Source organism: Mycobacterium botniense (assembly GCF_010723305.1).
Classification (GTDB): Bacteria; Actinomycetota; Actinomycetes; order Mycobacteriales; family Mycobacteriaceae; genus Mycobacterium; species Mycobacterium botniense.
In genome coordinates this window covers 1,574,884-1,592,253 of the sequence record NZ_BLKW01000004.1, presented here as the reverse complement: position 1 = coordinate 1,592,253, position 17,370 = coordinate 1,574,884, and the positions used below count along the sequence as shown (strand labels likewise).

Below are 17,370 nucleotides of genomic sequence, written 5' to 3'. Positions count from 1 at the left end.
GTAGCGAGTAACGTCGTCGGTTGTGACACATTCCCAACGCCGAGACAATCTGCGCGCCCGGCTCGCTGCGGAGGGACTGGACGCGATGCTGGTCACCGACCTGGTGAACGTGTGCTACCTGTCGGGCTTCACCGGCTCCAACGCGGCGCTGCTGGTGTTCGCCGATGAGCGCAACCCGGTCTTGGCCACCGACGGGCGCTACCGCACCCAGGCCGGGCAGCAGGCCCCGGACCTGGATCTGGCCATCGACCGGGCATGCGGGCGCTATCTGGCGGGGCAGGCCGCCGCCGGCGGAGTGCGGCGGCTGGGCTTCGAGAGCCATGTGGTCACCGTGGACGGGTTCGACGCGCTGTCGGAGGCGGCGGGCGCCACCGAGCTGGTCCGCGCTTCGGGCACCGTGGAGGCGCTGCGCGAGGTCAAAGACCCCGGCGAGGTGGCGTTGCTGCGGCGCGCCTGCGAGGCGGCCGACGCGGCGCTGACCGACCTGGTGGCCCACGGCGGCCTGCGCCCGGGCCGCACCGAACGCGACGTGACCCGCGAACTGGAGTCGCTGATGTTCGACCACGGCGCCGACGGGGTGTCCTTCGAGACGATCGTGGCCGCCGGAGCCAACTCGGCGATCCCGCATCACCGGCCCACCGACGCGGAGTTGGCGCCCGGTGATTTCGTCAAGATCGACTTCGGCGCGCTGGTGGGCGGATACCACTCCGATATGACCCGCACCTTCGTGCTGGAGCGGGCGGCCGACTGGCAGCGGGAGCTCTATCAGCTGGTCGCCGCCGCACAGCGGGCGGGCCGGGAGGCGCTGCGGCCGGGAGCCTGTCTGCGCGACGTGGACGGCGCGGCCCGCCGCGTGATCGACGACGCCGGTTACGGGGAGCACTTCAGCCACGGCCTCGGCCACGGGGTGGGCCTGCAGATCCACGAAGCGCCCGGGATCAGCGCGGCAGCCGCCGGTACACTACGGGCGGGCTCTGTGGTGACCGTGGAGCCCGGCGTCTATCTGCCCGGCCGCGGAGGTGTCCGCATCGAGGACACCTTGGTTGTGGCTGACGAAACATCCGGGCACGCACCGGAATTGCTCACTCAGTTCCCTAAGGAACTGACCATTGTGTAGTAGGAGATTCACCGACCGTGGCGACCACTGCCGACTTCAGGAACGGGCTGGTTCTGGTGCTGGACGGCCAGCTGTGGACGATCGTGGAGTTCCAGCACGTCAAACCGGGCAAGGGCCCGGCTTTTGTGCGCACCAAGCTGAAAAACGTGCTCTCGGGCAAAGTCGTGGACAAGACGTTCAACGCCGGGGTCAAGGTGGAGACCGCCACCGTGGACCGGCGCGACACGACGTTTTTGTACCGCGACGGTTCGGACTTCGTGTTCATGGACGCCGAGGACTACGAACAGCACACGTTGCCGGAGTCCCTGGTCGGCGACGCCGCCCGGTTCCTGCTGGAGGGCATGCCGGTGCAGGTGGCCTTCCACAACGGCACCCCGCTGTACATCGAGCTGCCGGTGACCGTGGAACTCCACGTCGCCCACACCGAGCCCGGGCTGCAGGGTGACCGCTCCAGCGCGGGCACCAAGCCGGCCACCTTGGAGACCGGCGCGCAGATCAACGTGCCGTTATTCATCAACACCGGCGACAAGCTGAAGGTCGATTCCCGCGACGGCAGCTACCTGGGCCGCGCGTGAGATGTCTGGCGCTAGGCCGGTCAAAGGACGGCATCAGGCCCGCAAACGCGCCGTCGACCTGTTATTCGAGGCCGAGGCCCGCGGTTTGACCCCGCTCGAGGCGGCTGAGGCGCGTGCGGCGCTGGCCGCAGCCAAACCGGAGGTGGCGCCGCTGCACCCCTACACGATGACGGTGGCCCGCGGGGTCAGTGAGCACAGCGCCCACATCGACGATTTGATCGCCGCGCATCTGCAGGGCTGGACGCTGGAACGGCTGCCCGCGGTGGATCGGGCCATCCTGCGGGTCGCGGTGTGGGAGCTGCTGCACGCCGACGACGTGCCCGAGCCGGTGGCGGTCGACGAGGCGGTGCAGCTCGCCAAAGAGCTGTCCACCGACGAGTCACCCGGTTTCGTCAACGGCGTACTGGGCCGGCTCATGGTGGTGACCCCGCAGATCCGCGCGGCCGCCCACGCGGTCCGCGCACCGGCGCCCGACCAGAAGGCACCGTCGTGACCCGGCTAGAGCTGCGCGTCGTCATCGCCGGGCTGCTGGCGGCGACGGTGGTGCTGGGCCGCATACCGGCTGGCTACCGTTCCTAGACACTGAGCGGAAGCGAGTTCTGCTCTGTGGGCGGCCCCGAACGGTGTTGGGTCGCCTGGTTGCCCGCGTTCTTCGACCCGGGTGGTTTCGCGGATCGTGTCCGTGTTCCAGCCGCGGGGTGGCGGGTTTCCTCGCGTCTTGGGGTGCCGGGTCTGGCCTGGCCGGTCCGATGCCCGGCCACATCGCTCTGGTGTTGCCGGGGCGGTGGCGTCCGTCGCCGGATCCGGTGCCCAAGGGCGCGCCGACCGATCGCCACGCTCGCGGCGTGGTGACGGGTGGTCTGTGGGTGGGCGGCAGTCAAGGGCTCCTGCCAGTGCTGCGCACCCCATTTCGAGGTGTAGGCGGGATCAACGGCGATAACGGCGATCCCGGCTTGGGTGGCCATCGCCAGCAACCGTGCGCGCAGCCGCGCGGTGGGCATACCGGAGATGATCTGCCGGAACCGGCGCCGGCGGCCATGCTTCTCCCGTGTCGTGGAGTCGGTGAAGTCGAGATCCTCGACCGCGATCGCTTTGACCCCGGTGCGCTGCGCCCAGTGCAGCAGCCCAGATAGCGCGTGGCGGAGTTGGGCGTCGCGGTGATCGGCGGCGCCGTCGAGTTGGTAGCTGAACGTGCGCGGCGCGCCGATCGGGTTGCCGTGTGGGTCCAGTCGCCATGCGGCGAGGTGATCGGTGTTCATGTCCACCCCGATCAGCGCGGCGGACCGCACTGCTTCCAACGGCACGCTCGGCGCGGCCTTGCGCTGCCAGGAGGCGTCCACATACCAGCGTCCGGTGCCCGGATTGTGGTGAATGCGGTAGGCGACAGCCTGATTGGCGGCGACCCGGTCGGCCCATTCATCGCCGCGATGGGCGAAGGCGGCCAAGCCGGTGAGGATGTAGCGGTGGTGTGGCGCGTTCGCGAGATGAGCCAGCGGTGCGGGCAGCCGGATCGACACCTGCCCATCAGGTGTGATGCGGATGGTTTCATTCCCGTGCTTTTTGCCGGCCTCGCCGTCAGCGGATAGAAACCACCGCGATGATTCCCACTGCGCGCGCCACTGCTCTTCGGTGAGGTCGGCGGTGTCGAGATGATGCCGCTTGTGCAGCAACCGTTTTCCGCCGCGAACCACGCTCACCCGCCCGGCCGCGTAATCGGCCTCAACACGGGCCAGCCGGGCTTGCAGGGTCGCCAGGCGGCGAGACTTGACGAACCACTCGTGCGCCGACCGGTAGCCGCTGGCCATCCCGTGCGTGCCCTTGGCGCCGAGCCTCTGGGCCAGCCGGTGTTCGATCATCACCACCGCATCCCGCAACGACTGAATGTGGGCGAGCTGCCCCCGCCGCGCCAGCGCCCACTGATCATGGGTGGCTTTGGTGATGCTGCCCGCCCACCGCGCGGTCGATGACGCGGTGATGTCGCGTTTGCGGTCCGCCCACGCCTGGTTGTCGTGGGCCAGGCCGTCACGGACACGCTCAGCCAAATCCGCCGCGGCGAGCCGCCCCAGATGGGCGCCGACCGCGCGCAGCACCCGCACATCAGTGTCGGTGAGTCCCTTCAACCGGGTCCGGATGCACACACCGGTCGCCGGATCAGCCACGAATGGCGCCGCGATCACGCGCAGTTTCATGGGCGCTGCGCCTTTTGGCGGGCGCACTCAGCTGCCAGATACGGGTACTGGTCGGCGATGGCGTTCAACACCCGTTCACGAATGAGCTCGACGCGGGGGAGGTCGTACAGGCGCATCCTCGGCCCCGAGCGATAGTTCGGGTTAGTGACCAGCGCGTCCGGCTCGCCCAGAAACCGCTTGACGGCCCCGTCGGTCCAACCCCGCTGTTTGAGCGTGCACAACGTGACACGCTCGATCTTCTCCGCAGTCTCACTCATGGCCGCCATCATCCACCCGGCCACCGACAACCGCCTTGGGACCGATATCCCGCTGTGCGCACCCGACCGCTTTGAGCGCACGGTTTCGAGCACTGCGCCGCCCGTAGAGTCGAGCGCAGAAACTTGTGAGCACCTCCACCATGTCGCGCACCAGATCATCGGTGACCTCACCGTCGTCGAGCACCACCAGCCGGCGGCCATGCGCCGAGAGCGCCGCCTCCACCAGCTCGGTGTTCATCCGCCCCAACCGGTCCCGGTGCTCGACCACCACGGCGGTCACCTTCGGATCGGCCAGCAGCCGGCGTACCTTCGCCCGTGACCCGTTCATCCCGGACCCGACCTCGGCCTCCACCCGCACCACCGTCCCGCCCGCCTCGGCGGCCCAACTGGTCAGCCGCGCGACCTGGCGGTCCAAGTCCGGCTTTTGATCATGAGACGACACCCGCGCGTATAACCCGAACGCGCCCGCCGACGCCGATCCTGTGGGCGCATCCGGTGACACCAACACCGTGCGCTCATTCACCCGCACCGCCGGAACCGGCAACATCCCCTCCCGAAACCACCGGTACGCCGTTTGCGGATGCACGCCCTGAGCCCGCGCCCACTCCGTCAAATTCACACCACCAGCACACTCACTAGAACATTCGTACGCTCACTATCACTCAGTATTCCGCCAACTGCTCAGCACCCTCGCCGCAGTGCTGGCGATCTCTGCGCTGGGCGTGGGCGCCTGGCTGTACCACTCGATCGAACGCTATGTGATGGCCCGCCGGATCAGCACCGTGCGGTCGGCGGTGCAGCCGTTTCGCCCGCTGCTTCCGGTGATGCTGGCGATCGTGGGTCTGACCCAGGCCGTGGTGCGGGCGCTCGGCGATGTCACCGAGGACCGGCCGCGCCGTGCGGATATCCCCATTCGGCGCTGGACGGCGCTGAGCCGCGGTCCGCGGCGGGCCGCCGGCAGCGGCGACGGGCGGGGCTGAGTCCTCGCTCGAACGGCTGGGCGACCGGGCCGCTACGGCGCCGGCGCGGCCGGCCCACCCGGTTAGAGTGGGGCATCGGACGTTGGCACTGAACGGTTCACCAGAAGGTCCACGATGACTCGGAAGAAAGCCGCGGCAATCGCGGCCGCGGCCGGGCTGCTGGTATTCGGCGTCGGGGCGGGTCAGGCCCAGGCTCATCCGTTTCCCGAGCAGCCGGGGCCACACGTACCCGGCCCGGGTCCGGACATACCCGGGCCCGGCGAACCCGGCCGGGGCGATGTCCTGGCGCCGGGCCGGGACTCGCCGCTGCCGCCGGGCCAGGTAGCCCAGCTGCCGTTCGTGCCGCCGCCCGGTCACTGGGACAAACCGTGACGGCCGGGTCGCTGCCGGCGGTGTCGATGACAGAGGTCGACGACGGAGGACGACACAGGTCGACGAAATAGCCTCACTCTGATCAACGGCGGGACAGACTGACGACATGCACCGAGACGACGCGCGCCCGAGACGACTTCGCGTTTCCGCGCTGGCGGCGGTAGCAAATCCGTCCTACACGCGTATCGACACATGGAATCTGCTCGACGACGCCTGCCGGCACCTCGCCGAGGTGCACCGGGCCGGACAAGACACCACCCATGAAGTGGCGCGGGTCAGCCGGCTGCTGGATCGGATCGGTGCCTACGAGCGATATTGGCTGTATCCCGGCGCGGCGAATTTGGCGGCATTCCGCGGATATCTGGCCGATCGAGCCACGGTCCGTTTAGCCGAAGAGGTGTCGCTGGCGGTGCGGCTGCTGTGCGAATACGGCGACCGCGCCGCACTGTTCGACACCTCCGCACCCCTGGACGATCAGGAGCTGGTGGCGCAGGCCACACAACAGCAGTTCTACACGGTCCTGCTCGCCGACGATTCCGCCACAGCCGCCCCGGAAAGTCTGGCGGAGGCGCTGCGCGCGCTGCGCAAACCGTCCGACACCGTGCAGTTCGAGTTGCTGGTGGTGGCCAGCATCGAAGACGCCATCACCGCGGTGGCGCTGAACGGCGAGATTCAGGCGGCGATCATCCGCCATGACCTGCCGCTGCGCTCGCGGGACCGGGTGCCGCTGATGACCACGTTGCTCGGCACCAACGACGAGGCCGTGACCAGCGACCCCACCCACGACTGGGTGGAATGCGGGCAGTGGATCCGCGAGCTGCGGCCGCATATCGACCTCTATCTGCTCACCGACGAGTCGATCGCCGCCGAAACCGAAGACGAGCCTGACGTGTACGACCGCACGTTCTACCGGCTCAACGATGTCACCGATCTGCACAGCACGGTGCTCGCGGGCATCCGGAACCGTTTCGCCACACCGTTTTTCGATGCGCTGCGGGCGTATGCGGCGGCGCCGGTCGGCCAGTTTCACGCGCTGCCCGTCGCGCGTGGCGCCAGCATCTTCAACTCCAAGTCACTGCAAGACATGGGCGAGTTCTACGGCCGCAACATCTTCATGGCCGAGACATCGTCGACCTCCGGTGGGCTGGATTCGCTGCTCGAACCGCACGGCACCATCAAGGCGGCCATGGACAAGGCCGCCCGCACCTGGTGCGCCAACCAGACCTACTTCAGCACCAACGGGACGTCCACCGCGAACAAGATCGTGCTGCAGTCGTTGACCCGGCCCGGGGATATCGTTCTCATCGACCGCAATTGCCACAAGTCGCATCACTACGGTCTGGTGCTCGCCGGGGCGTATCCGATGTACCTGGACGCCTATCCGCTGCAGCCGTTCGCGATCTACGGGGCGGTGCCGTTGACCACCATCAAGAAGGCGCTGCTGGATCTGGAGGCCGCCGGGCAGCTGGACCGGGTGCGGGTGCTGCTGCTCACCAACTGCACGTTCGACGGCATCGTCTACAACCCGCGCCGGGTGATGGAAGAGGTGCTGGCGATCAAACCCGATATCTGTTTCCTCTGGGATGAGGCGTGGTACGCGTTCGCGACCGCGGTGCCGTGGGCCCGTCAGCGCACCGCAATGATCGCCGCGGCGCAACTGGAGTCGATGCTGGCCTCGCCCGGCTACGCCGCGGAATACCGGCGCTGGCGCGCCTCGATGCAGGGGGTCGAGCGTGCGCAGTGGAGCGAGCGCCGGCTGCTTCCCGACCCGGATCGCGCACGGGTGCGGGTGTATGCCACCCATTCCACACATAAATCGCTCTCGGCGCTGCGGCAGGCGTCGATGATCCACATCCGCGACCAGGACTTCGAAGCGCGCAACCGGGATGCGTTCCACGAGGCGTTTTTGACCCACACGTCCACCTCGCCGAACCAGCAGTTGCTCGCCTCCCTGGATCTGGCGCGCCGCCAGGTCGACATCGAGGGCTTCACCCTGGTGCGCCGCGTCTACAACATGGCGCTGGTGTTTCGCCACCGGGTCCGCAAAGACAGGTTGATCAGCAAATGGTTTCGCATCCTGGACGAATCCGATTTGGTGCCCGACGAGTTCCGGTCCTCCGCGGTCAGCTCCTACCGTCAGGTCAGGCAGGGGGCGTTGGCGGAGTGGAACGAGGCGTGGCGCTCCGACCAATTCGTGCTCGACCCGACCCGGGTCACCTTGTTCATCGGCAAGACCGGACTGAACGGCTACGACTTCCGCGAGAAGATCCTGATGGAGCGCTTCGGGATCCAGATCAACAAGACCTCCATCAACAGTGTTTTGCTGATCTTCACCATCGGGGTCACCTGGTCGAGCGTGCACTACCTGCTTGACGTGCTGCGCCGGGTGGCCAGCGATCTCGAACACGGGCAGAGTGTGGCCAGCGCAGCCGATCACGCCGTGCACCAACGCCGGGTCGCGGAGATCACCGAGGATCTGCCGCCGCTGCCCGACTTCAGCGAGTTCCACCCCGCGTTCCGCCTGGGCGGCGCCCGCGCCATCGGTGATGTGCGGGCGGCTTTTTATGCCGGCTACGACGAGTCTGATCGCGAGTATGTGCTGCTCGGTGCGGCCGGCCGGCGCCTGGCCGAGGGCAGGCCGCTGGTGTCCACCACATTCGTCGTCCCCTACCCGCCGGGCTTTCCGGTACTGGTGCCCGGGCAGGTGATCTCCAAGGAGATCCTGTATTTTCTGGCCGAACTGGACGTGAAGGAGATCCACGGCTACAACCCCGAGCTGGGCTTGTCGGTGTTCACCGAGGCGGCGCTGACGCGGCTCGCTGCGACCCGGACCGCGGTGGCCGCGGCCGCGGAGGCACAGGAGCCTCCCGGCGGCGACGGGTATCGGCAGAGCGCCGAGCGGCGCGGGGCGGACAGCCCCGCAGGGGCCTGACAGCGGGCGCACCGCGGGGCATGTGTGCGGTGACGCGACCCGTCGGGGGCGCTACAAACCCAGTGCCCGGTAGGTGCGCCGCACGAATGTGGGTTGCACGGCCTGCAGTGTGGCCCGCGACGTGTTGCCGGCGACCGCCGCGGCCGCGTCCGCCGTCAGCGCCGGCAGGTTCTGGATCAGGTACAGCAGGATCAGGTCGGCCTCCGGGTCAGCCTGCCACCACGTCCCGTAGGCACCCGGCCAGCTGAATGTGCCCAGCCCGCCCGGCCCGAACAGCGGTGCGGACCGGGCCGGGTCGGTCACCACCGACAGGTTCAGCCCGAACCCGCGGCCGATCCAAAACGGCGCCCCCAGAAAGGGATGACGCTTCTGCTCAGGGGTCAGCCGGTCGGTGCGCATCGCCCGCGCCGACTCCGCCGAGAGCACCCGCACCCCGTCGAGCATGCCGTCACCCAGCAGCATGCGGGCGAACCGCAGATAGTCGTCGGCGGTCGACCACAGCCCGCCGCCGGCGTTGGGAAACGCCGGCGGCGTGGTTCGCGGCGGTCCCATGACGGCGTGCTGCAGCCGATCGTTCTCGTCGAGCCGGTACATGGTCGCGGCGCGGTGGCGGTTGCCGGCCGGCACGAAAAACCCGGTGTCGTTCATGCCCAGCGGACCCAGCACCCGCTCGTCGAGCACCTGGTGAAACGGTTTGCCCTCGATGCGCGACAGCAGGACGCCCAGCACGTCGATGGCGTGGCTATAGGTCAGCCGCTCACCCGGCTGATGCACCAGCGGGAGGGCGGCAAGCGCGGCCAGCCAGGCGTCGGGCCCCTGCCCGTACGGCAACCGCAGGTAGGCCCGCGAAATCGGGCCGGACACCGAAAAGCCGTACGCCAGGCCGCTGGTATGGGTGAGCAGGTCTTCGACCAGGATCGCCCGCTGGGCCGGATGCGTGCGCTGCAGCGGACCGTCCGGGTCGTCGAGCACCCGCATCCGGGCGAACTCCGGGGCCCAGCGCGCAATCGGGTCCCGCAGCGCCAGCTTGCCCTCGTCGACCAGGCTCATCGCGGCCGCGACGGTCACCGGTTTGGACATCGACGCGATGCGAAACAGCGTGTCGCGGCGCATCGGCAGACCGGCTTCCACGTCGCGATAACCGATCTCGTTGACCTGCAGCACTTTTCCGTGCTGCCACACCATTGTCACCGCGCCGGCGAGCAGGCCGGCGTCGCACGCCTCGCGGATGGAGGCCTGGTTGGCGTCGAGACTCACCGGATCAGGTTAGTGTGCGCCGCCGGGCGCGAACGAGCCAGAACGCCATCTCGATGTCGCTGCCGTCGCGAACGTGGCGTGCACCCCGGCGTCCCGGGCGCGACGCCGGGCAGTGCTCAGCGTGGTCGGGGAGATGTCCAGCCCCGGTCTGCGCCTCGCCGACGCCGATGCCGGGCGGTGCGGGCTGCGGTGCGTCCCGCATCCTCGCGGCGGGCAACCAGTGCTAGGCTGCGCAGCAGTCGACATCCTTTAACGATCCGTCCGGTGAGGCGGAGAAGGAGTCCACCATGGGTGCCGCGGGTAATGCCGCCACCGGCCGAGAGTTGATGTCTGCGGCCGATGTCGGCCGTGTGATTGCCCGTATCGCGCACCAGATCATCGAAAAGACCGCGCTGGATGGTCCCGACGCGCCGAGGGTGGTGCTGCTGGGTATCCCCACCCGCGGGGTCACCCTGGCGACCCGGCTGGCCGCCAAAATCAGGGAATTCTCCGGGGTGCCGGTCACCCACGGCGCCCTCGACATCACCCTCTACCGTGACGATCTGATGCGCCAGCCCGCCCGGCCGCTGGAGATTACCTCGATCCCGGCCGAGGGTATCGACGATGCGCTGGTGATCCTCGTCGACGACGTGCTCTACTCCGGGCGCTCGGTGCGCTCGGCGCTGGACGCGCTGCGCGACGTGGGGCGGCCCCGGGCCGTGCAACTGGCAGTGCTGGTCGACCGCGGCCACCGCGAACTGCCGGTGCGCGCCGACTATGTGGGCAAGAATGTGCCCACTTCGCGCCGCGAGAGCGTGCATGTGCTGCTGGCCGAGCACGACGGGCGTGACGGGGTGGTGATTTCGCGATGACCCCCCGGCACCTGCTGGCGGCGGGCGACTTGAGCCGTGACGGCGCCACCGCCATCCTCGATGACGCCGACCGGTTCGCCCAGGCGCTGGTGGGCCGCGAGGTCCGCAAGTTGCCGACCTTGCGCGGGCGCACCGTCGTCACCATGTTCTACGAGAACTCCACCCGCACCCGGGTGTCGTTCGAGGTGGCCGGCAAGTGGATGAGCGCCGACGTGATCAACGTCAGCGCGGTCGGATCCTCGGTGGGCAAAGGCGAATCGTTGCGCGACACCGCGCTGACGCTGCGCGCCGCCGGTGCTGACGCGCTGGTGATCCGGCATCCGGCTTCCGGCGCGGCGCAGCTGCTCGCCGAATGGACCGTCACCGACAACGGCGGCCCGTCGGTGATCAACGCCGGTGACGGCACCCACGAGCACCCCACCCAAGCGCTGCTGGACGCGCTGACCATCCGGCAACGCCTGGGCGGCATCGACGGGCGGCGGGTGGTCATCGTCGGCGACATCCTGCACAGCCGGGTCGCCCGCTCGAACGTCATGTTGCTGCACACGCTGGGCGCCGAAGTCGTGCTGGTCGCCCCGCCCACGCTGCTGCCGGTGGGGGCGGCCGACTGGCCGGTCAGCATCTCCTACGACCTGGACGCCGAACTGCCCGCCGCCGACGCGGTGTTGATGCTGCGGGTGCAGGCCGAGCGGATGCACGGCGGATTCTTCCCGTCGGTGCGGGAGTACTCGGTGCGCTACGGGTTAACCGAGCGCCGCCAGGCGATGCTGCCCGGCCACGCGGTGGTGCTGCATCCGGGGCCGATGCTGCGCGGGATGGAGATCGCGTCGCCGGTAGCGGACTCATCACAATCTGCTGTGCTGCAACAAGTTTCGAATGGAGTACATGTGCGCATGGCGGTGCTGTTTCATGTCTTGGTCGGCGCCGAGTCGGCCGGAAACGAGGGTGCGGCGTGAGTGTGCTGATTCGGGGCGTCCGCCGGTACGGCGAGGGGAAGCGCGTCGACGTGCTGGTCGATGACGGGCAGATCGCCGAGATCGGTGCGGGGCTTGCCGAGTCTGGCGGGCTCGACAAAGCCGCAGTGGTGATCGACGCCACCGATCAGGTGCTGCTGCCGGGGCTGGTCGACCTGCACACGCACCTGCGTGAGCCCGGCCGCGAATACGCCGAGGACATCGAATCAGGTTCGGCGGCAGCGGCTCTCGGCGGCTACACGGCGGTTTTCGCGATGCCCAACACCACGCCGGTCGCTGACAGCCCGGTGGTGACCGACCACGTCTGGCACCGCGGCCAGCAGGTCGGGCTGGTCGACGTGCACCCGGTCGGCGCGGTGACCATGGGACTGGCCGGAGCAGAGCTCACCGAGATGGGCATGATGGTCGCCGGGGCGGCACAAGTGCGGATGTTCTCCGACGACGGCAACTGCGTGGCCGACCCGCTGGTGATGCGCCGCGCCCTGGAATACGCCACCGGGCTGGGGGTGCTGATCGCCCAGCACGCCGAGGAGCCGAGGCTGACCGTCGGCGCCGTCGCCCATGAGGGGCCCACCGCCGCGCGGCTCGGGCTGTCGGGCTGGCCGCGCGCCGCCGAGGAGTCGATCGTCGCCCGCGACGCCCTGCTGGCCCGCGACACGGGAGCCCGGGTGCACATCTGCCACGCGTCCACCGCGGGAACCGTCGAGATCCTCAGATGGGCTAAGGCACAAGGAATTTCAATCACCGCCGAGGTGACCCCGCATCACCTGATGCTCGACGACAGCACGCTGGCCACCTATGACGGGGTGTACCGGGTCAACCCGCCGTTGCGGCAGGCCGCCGACGTGGCCGCGTTGCGTGCGGCGCTGGCCGAAGGAGTGCTCGACTGTGTGGCCACCGATCACGCCCCCCATGCCGAACACGAGAAGTGCGTCGAATTCGCTTGCGCCCGTCCGGGCATGCTCGGGCTACAGACCGCCCTGTCGGTGGTGGTGGCCACCATGGTGCAGCCGGGCCTGCTGAGCTGGCGCGACGTCGCGCGGGTGATGAGCGAGCAGCCGGCGCGTATCGCCGGGCTGCCCGACCACGGTCGTCCCCTGGAGGTGGGGGAGCCGGCCAACCTCACCGTGGTGGATCCCGAGGCGAGCTGGACCGTCGTCGGCACCGAACTCGCCAGCCGCTCGGCCAACACCCCGTATGAGTCGATGACCTTGCCCGCCACGGTGACTGCGACACTGCTGCGCGGCAAGATCACCGCCCGTGACGGAAAGAGCCCGGCGTGAATCCGGCAACCGTGGGCGGTGCGGTGGACAAAGCAGTGCTGGTGCTCGAGGATGGGCGCATCTTCACCGGGAAGCCGTTCGGCGCGATCGGCCAGACACTCGGGGAAGCGGTGTTCTCCACCGCGATGTCCGGTTACCAGGAGACACTGACCGATCCCAGCTATCACCGCCAGATCGTGGTGGCCACCGCCCCGCAGATCGGCAACACCGGCTGGAACACCGAGGACTCCGAAAGCCGCGGCGACAAAATCTGGGTGGCCGGGTACGCGGTGCGGGATCCCTCGCCGCGCGTCTCGAACTGGCGGGCCACCGGCACGCTGGAAGACGAGCTGCTCCGCCAGGGCATCGTCGGAGTTGCCGGTATCGATACCCGCGCCGTGGTACGCCATCTGCGCAGCCGGGGATCGATGAAGGCGGGGATCTTCTCCGGCGCCGCGCTCGCCCAGCCGGCAGAGCTGGTGGCGCGGGTGCGGGCCCAGCCGCCGATGCTCGGTGCTGACCTGGCCGGCCAGGTCAGCACCGACGCACTGTATGTTGTGGAACCGCAAGGGCCGCAACGGTGGACGGTGGCGGCACTGGACTTGGGCATCAAGACCAACACCCCCCGCAACTTCGCCCGCCGGGGAATCCGCACCTACGTGCTGCCCGCGTCAGCCACGTTCGAGCAGATCGCCGAGATCCGCCCGCACGGGGTTTTCCTGTCCAACGGCCCGGGTGACCCGGCCACCGCCGACCACGCGGTCGCGGTGACCCGAGACGTGTTGAACGCCGGAATCCCTTTTTTCGGCATTTGTTTCGGCAATCAGATTCTCGGCCGGGCGCTGGGCTTGGCAACCTACAAAATGGTTTTCGGCCATCGCGGCATCAACATCCCGGTCATCGACCATGCCACCGGACGGGTCGCCGTTACCGCGCAGAACCACGGTTTCGCCCTCGAAGGCGAGGCGCGCCAGCGGTTCGACACCCCGTTCGGCCCGGCCGTTATCAGTCATACCTGCGCTAACGATGGCGTTGTGGAAGGGGTCAAACTGGTCGACGGCCGGGCGTTTTCGGTGCAGTATCACCCTGAGGCCGCGGCCGGCCCGCACGACGCGGAGTATCTGTTCGACCAGTTCGCCGATCTGATGGCAGGGCAGCGGGCATGGTAATAGCCGCGAGCGTGCGTGTTTGCACGTCGACACGCCGCAAACGGTGTACATCCATGCCCGCTCGCGACGAGAAAGGCGGCCCCTGATGCCGCGTCGCACCGATCTGCGCCACGTGCTGGTGATCGGATCCGGCCCGATCGTCATCGGGCAGGCCTGCGAATTCGACTATTCGGGCACCCAGGCGTGCCGGGTGCTCAAAGCCGAGGGTTTGCAGGTCAGCCTGGTCAACTCCAACCCGGCCACCATCATGACCGACCCGGAGTTCGCCGACCACACCTATGTCGAACCCATCACGCGAGAGTTCGTCGAACGCGTCATCGCCCAGCAGGCCGAGCGGGGCAACAAGATCGACGCGCTGTTGGCCACGCTGGGCGGGCAGACGGCGCTCAACACCGCGGTCGCGCTGTACGAGAGCGGGGTGCTGGAGCGCTACGGCATCGAGCTGATCGGCGCCGATTTCGACGCGATCCAGCGTGGCGAGGACCGTCAGCGGTTCAAAGACATCGTCGCCAAAGTGGGTGGTGAATCCGCGCGCAGCCGTGTGTGTTTCACCATGGACGAAGTCCGCGAGACCGTCGCTGAGCTCGGCTTGCCGGTCGTGGTGCGCCCGTCGTTCACCATGGGCGGGTTGGGCTCGGGCATGGCGCACAACGCCGAGCAGGTCGAGCGGATGGCCGGCGCGGGGCTGGCGGCCTCGCCCAGCGCAAACGTGCTGATCGAGGAATCCATCTACGGCTGGAAGGAATTCGAACTCGAGCTGATGCGCGACGGTCACGACAACGTGGTGGTGGTGTGCTCGATCGAAAACGTCGACCCCATGGGTGTGCACACCGGCGACTCGGTGACCGTGGCGCCGGCGATGACGCTGACCGACCGGGAATACCAGCGGATGCGGGATCTGGCCATCGCCATCCTGCGCGAGGTCGGGGTGGACACCGGCGGCTGCAACATCCAGTTCGCGGTCAACCCGAAAGACGGCAGGCTGATCGTCGTCGAGATGAACCCGCGGGTGTCCCGGTCCAGCGCCCTGGCGTCCAAGGCCACCGGCTTCCCGATCGCCAAGATCGCCGCCAAGCTGGCCATCGGCTACACCCTCGACGAGATTGTCAACGACATCACCAAAGAGACACCGGCCTGCTTTGAGCCGAGCCTGGACTATGTCGTCGTCAAAGCTCCGCGGTTCGCGTTCGAGAAGTTTCCCGGCGCCGACCCCACGCTGACCACCACGATGAAATCGGTCGGTGAGGCAATGTCATTGGGCCGTAACTTCATCGAGGCGCTCGGCAAGGTGATGCGGTCGCTGGAAACCACCCGCGCCGGGTTCTGGACCGCGCCGGACCCGCCGGGCGATCTCGACGAGATACTCGAGCGGCTGGCTGCGCCGGCCGAAGGCAGGCTCTACGACATCGAGGTGGCGTTGCGGCGCGGCGCGTCGGTGGACCAGGTGGCCGAGGCCTCCGGTGTTGACCCGTGGTTCGTCGCGCAGATCGCTGAACTGGTGGCCTTGCGCGCCGAGGTGGTCGACGCGGCTGTCCTCGACGCCGACCTGTTGCGCCGCTGCAAGCACAGTGGGCTGTCGGATCGCCAGATCGCCGCGCTGCGACCGGAACTGGCCGGAGAGGCCGGCGTGCGCTCGCTGCGGGAGCGGCTGGGCATTCACCCGGTGTACAAGACGGTGGACACCTGCGCCGCCGAGTTCGAAGCCAAGACGCCGTACCACTACAGCAGCTACGAGCTCGACCCGGCCGCCGAAACCGAGGTGGTCCCGCAGACCGAAAAACCCAAGGTGCTGATCCTCGGGTCAGGACCCAACCGCATCGGGCAGGGCATCGAATTCGACTACAGCTGCGTGCATGCGGCAGTCACTTTGAGCCAGGCCGGGTTTGAGACCGTGATGGTCAACTGCAACCCGGAGACCGTGTCGACGGACTACGACACCGCCGACCGGCTGTACTTTGAGCCGCTGACGTTCGAAGACGTCCTGGAGGTGTTCCACGCCGAAACCCAGTCGGCAGCCGGCGGCCCGGGGGTGGTCGGGGTCATCGTGCAGCTCGGCGGGCAGACCCCGCTCGGGCTGGCGCAGCGGCTGGCCGACGCGGGCGTTCCCATCGTCGGAACCCCGCCGGGAGCCATCGATCTGGCCGAGGACCGCGGCGCATTCGGCGACGTGCTGACCGCGGCCGGGCTGCCCGCCCCACGCTACGGCACCGCGACCACCTTCGCGCAAGCACGCCGGATCGCCGCCGACATCGGCTACCCGGTGCTGGTGCGGCCGTCGTATGTGCTGGGCGGGCGCGGAATGGAGATCGTCTACGACGAACAGACGCTTGAAGGCTACATCACCCGCGCCACCGAGGTTTCCCCGGAACACCCGGTGCTCGTCGACCGGTTTTTGGAGGACGCCATCGAAATCGACGTCGACGCCCTGTGCGACGGGACCGAGGTCTACATCGGCGGGATCATGGAGCACATCGAGGAGGCCGGGATTCATTCCGGCGACTCGGCGTGCGCGCTGCCGCCGGTGACGTTGGGCCGCAGCGACATCGAGAAGGTGCGTCAGGCGACAGAGGCGATCGCGCACGGTATCGGCGTGGTAGGGCTGCTCAACGTGCAGTACGCGCTCAAAGACGACGTGCTTTACGTGCTGGAAGCCAACCCGCGGGCCAGCCGCACGGTACCGTTCGTGTCGAAGGCGACTGCGGTTCCGCTGGCCAAGGCGTGCGCGCGGATCATGTTGGGCGCCAAGATATCTGAGTTGCGCAGGGAAGGGATGCTGGCGGCCGCCGGTGACGGGGCCATGGTGGCGGCGCACGCACCGATCGCGGTCAAGGAAGCCGTGCTGCCGTTTCACCGGTTCCGGACCGCCGAAGGCGCCGGCATCGACTCACTGCTGGGCCCGGAGATGAAGTCGACCGGCGAGGTGATGGGAATCGACCGCGACTTCGGCAGCGCGTTCGCCAAAAGCCAGACCGCCGCCTACGGATCCCTGCCGACACACGGCACCGTTTTCGTGTCCGTCGCCAACCGCGACAAGCGGTCGTTGGTGTTTCCCGTCAAGAGACTGGCGGACCTCGGTTTTCGCGTTCTGGCCACCGAGGGAACCGCGGAAATGTTACGCCGCAACGGAATACCATGTGACGAAGTGCGTAAGCATTTCGAGTCGCCACAACCGGGCCGCCCGGCGCTGTCCGCCGTCGACGTGATCAAGGCCGGTGAGGTCGACATGGTGATCAACACACCCTACGGCAACTCCGGCCCGCGCATCGACGGATATGAAATCCGTTCCGCCGCAGTCTCGATGAACATCCCTTGCGTGACGACCGTGCAGGGTGCCTCGGCTGCCGTGCAGGGTATCGAAGCCGGCATCCGCGGTGACATCGGGGTGCGCTCGTTGCAGGAGCTGCACAGTGCGTTGACCAACGGCGGGCACTAGCG

The 17,370-nt window shown here is 68.3% G+C and carries 14 protein-coding genes and 1 pseudogene; 11 read left to right on the top strand and 4 right to left on the bottom strand.

What is annotated here, in order from left to right:
- The first annotated feature begins 22 nt into the window (after nucleotides 1-22).
- From G6N08_RS17295 to nusB, 3 genes are read left to right on the top strand one after another with little or no spacing between them, the layout of a single operon-like run.
- Nucleotides 23-1,117: a M24 family metallopeptidase gene (locus G6N08_RS17295; protein ID WP_163759276.1), complete on the top strand. Its 1,095-nt coding sequence runs from the start codon at nucleotides 23-25 to the stop codon at nucleotides 1,115-1,117.
- A gap of 17 nt (nucleotides 1,118-1,134) precedes the next feature.
- Nucleotides 1,135-1,692 (top strand): elongation factor P, encoded by a 558-nt coding sequence (gene efp, locus G6N08_RS17290; protein WP_163759274.1) that lies wholly within the window; start codon nucleotides 1,135-1,137, stop codon nucleotides 1,690-1,692.
- Between the two features lies 1 nt (nucleotide 1,693).
- Nucleotides 1,694-2,185 carry a transcription antitermination factor NusB gene (nusB, locus tag G6N08_RS17285; RefSeq protein WP_163759272.1) on the top strand — a complete coding sequence of 164 codons (492 nt, stop codon included), beginning with the start codon at nucleotides 1,694-1,696 and terminating at the stop codon, nucleotides 2,183-2,185.
- 82 nt (nucleotides 2,186-2,267) lie between these two features.
- Here nusB and G6N08_RS17280 read toward each other — a convergent pair whose 3' ends face one another.
- From G6N08_RS17280 to G6N08_RS17270, 3 genes are read right to left on the bottom strand one after another with little or no spacing between them, the layout of a single operon-like run.
- Complete coding sequence (locus tag G6N08_RS17280) at nucleotides 2,268-3,881, bottom strand: IS200/IS605 family accessory protein TnpB-related protein (RefSeq protein WP_163759270.1); 1,614 nt, start codon at nucleotides 3,879-3,881, stop codon at nucleotides 2,268-2,270.
- The gene (locus G6N08_RS17275; protein ID WP_163759268.1) at nucleotides 3,878-4,138 is read right to left on the bottom strand and encodes a hypothetical protein; all 261 of its coding nucleotides are present in this window, start codon (nucleotides 4,136-4,138) and stop codon (nucleotides 3,878-3,880) included. Before G6N08_RS17275 ends, G6N08_RS17280 begins: the two co-directional genes overlap by 4 nt.
- Nucleotides 4,131-4,757, bottom strand: a complete 627-nt coding sequence (locus tag G6N08_RS17270) for an IS607 family transposase (RefSeq protein WP_163759266.1) — start codon at nucleotides 4,755-4,757, stop codon at nucleotides 4,131-4,133. The genes G6N08_RS17275 and G6N08_RS17270 overlap by 8 nt, the downstream gene beginning before the upstream one ends.
- Before the next feature lie 61 nt (nucleotides 4,758-4,818).
- Here G6N08_RS17270 and G6N08_RS20895 point away from each other — a divergent pair.
- From G6N08_RS20895 to G6N08_RS17255, 3 genes and pseudogenes are all read left to right on the top strand, one after another.
- Nucleotides 4,819-5,118, top strand: a pseudogene (locus tag G6N08_RS20895) (antitermination protein NusB); the annotation flags it as partial.
- Between the two features lie 114 nt (nucleotides 5,119-5,232).
- Complete coding sequence (locus G6N08_RS17260; RefSeq protein ID WP_163759264.1) at nucleotides 5,233-5,490, top strand: hypothetical protein; 258 nt, start codon at nucleotides 5,233-5,235, stop codon at nucleotides 5,488-5,490.
- A 106-nt stretch (nucleotides 5,491-5,596) separates the two neighbouring features.
- Nucleotides 5,597-8,422: an aminotransferase class I/II-fold pyridoxal phosphate-dependent enzyme gene (locus G6N08_RS17255; protein WP_163759262.1), complete on the top strand. Its 2,826-nt coding sequence runs from the start codon at nucleotides 5,597-5,599 to the stop codon at nucleotides 8,420-8,422.
- 51 nt (nucleotides 8,423-8,473) lie between these two features.
- Here the strand turns inward: G6N08_RS17255 and G6N08_RS17250 are convergent, their stop codons facing one another.
- Nucleotides 8,474-9,679 carry a serine hydrolase domain-containing protein gene (locus G6N08_RS17250; protein WP_163759260.1) on the bottom strand — a complete coding sequence of 402 codons (1,206 nt, stop codon included), beginning with the start codon at nucleotides 9,677-9,679 and terminating at the stop codon, nucleotides 8,474-8,476.
- A gap of 287 nt (nucleotides 9,680-9,966) precedes the next feature.
- On the opposite strand from G6N08_RS17250, the gene pyrR reads away from it, so the two are divergent.
- The 5 genes from pyrR to carB all read left to right on the top strand — a co-directional run bounded on the left by pyrR (nucleotide 9,967) and on the right by carB (nucleotide 17,368).
- Nucleotides 9,967-10,530, top strand: a complete 564-nt coding sequence (gene pyrR / locus G6N08_RS17240; RefSeq protein WP_163759258.1) for a bifunctional pyr operon transcriptional regulator/uracil phosphoribosyltransferase PyrR — start codon at nucleotides 9,967-9,969, stop codon at nucleotides 10,528-10,530.
- Nucleotides 10,527-11,486 carry an aspartate carbamoyltransferase catalytic subunit gene (locus G6N08_RS17235; protein WP_163759255.1) on the top strand — a complete coding sequence of 320 codons (960 nt, stop codon included), beginning with the start codon at nucleotides 10,527-10,529 and terminating at the stop codon, nucleotides 11,484-11,486. The genes pyrR and G6N08_RS17235 overlap by 4 nt, the downstream gene beginning before the upstream one ends.
- The gene (locus G6N08_RS17230; protein ID WP_163759253.1) at nucleotides 11,483-12,787 is read left to right on the top strand and encodes a dihydroorotase; all 1,305 of its coding nucleotides are present in this window, start codon (nucleotides 11,483-11,485) and stop codon (nucleotides 12,785-12,787) included. The genes G6N08_RS17235 and G6N08_RS17230 overlap by 4 nt, the downstream gene beginning before the upstream one ends.
- 23 nt (nucleotides 12,788-12,810) lie before the next feature.
- A complete protein-coding gene (gene carA / locus G6N08_RS17225; protein ID WP_163760814.1) occupies nucleotides 12,811-13,935 on the top strand; it encodes a glutamine-hydrolyzing carbamoyl-phosphate synthase small subunit in 1,125 nt (374 codons plus the stop codon).
- An 85-nt stretch (nucleotides 13,936-14,020) separates the two neighbouring features.
- Complete coding sequence (gene carB / locus G6N08_RS17220) at nucleotides 14,021-17,368, top strand: carbamoyl-phosphate synthase large subunit (RefSeq protein ID WP_163759250.1); 3,348 nt, start codon at nucleotides 14,021-14,023, stop codon at nucleotides 17,366-17,368.
- Nucleotides 17,369-17,370: the final 2 nt, after the last annotated feature.

Excerpts from the sequence above, each read along its gene's own strand:
- G6N08_RS17275 (WP_163759268.1), bottom strand. The coding sequence starts at position 4,138 with ATGAGTGAGACTGCGGAGAAGATCGAGCGTGTCACGTTGTGCACGCTC.
- nusB (WP_163759272.1), top strand. The coding sequence starts at position 1,694 with ATGTCTGGCGCTAGGCCGGTCAAAGGACGGCATCAGGCCCGCAAACGC.
- G6N08_RS17235 (WP_163759255.1), top strand. The coding sequence starts at position 10,527 with ATGACCCCCCGGCACCTGCTGGCGGCGGGCGACTTGAGCCGTGACGGC.
- pyrR (WP_163759258.1), top strand. The coding sequence starts at position 9,967 with ATGGGTGCCGCGGGTAATGCCGCCACCGGCCGAGAGTTGATGTCTGCG.
- G6N08_RS17255 (WP_163759262.1), top strand. The coding sequence starts at position 5,597 with ATGCACCGAGACGACGCGCGCCCGAGACGACTTCGCGTTTCCGCGCTG.
- carB (WP_163759250.1), top strand. The coding sequence starts at position 14,021 with ATGCCGCGTCGCACCGATCTGCGCCACGTGCTGGTGATCGGATCCGGC.
- G6N08_RS17260 (WP_163759264.1), top strand. The coding sequence starts at position 5,233 with ATGACTCGGAAGAAAGCCGCGGCAATCGCGGCCGCGGCCGGGCTGCTG.
- G6N08_RS17280 (WP_163759270.1), bottom strand. The coding sequence starts at position 3,881 with ATGAAACTGCGCGTGATCGCGGCGCCATTCGTGGCTGATCCGGCGACC.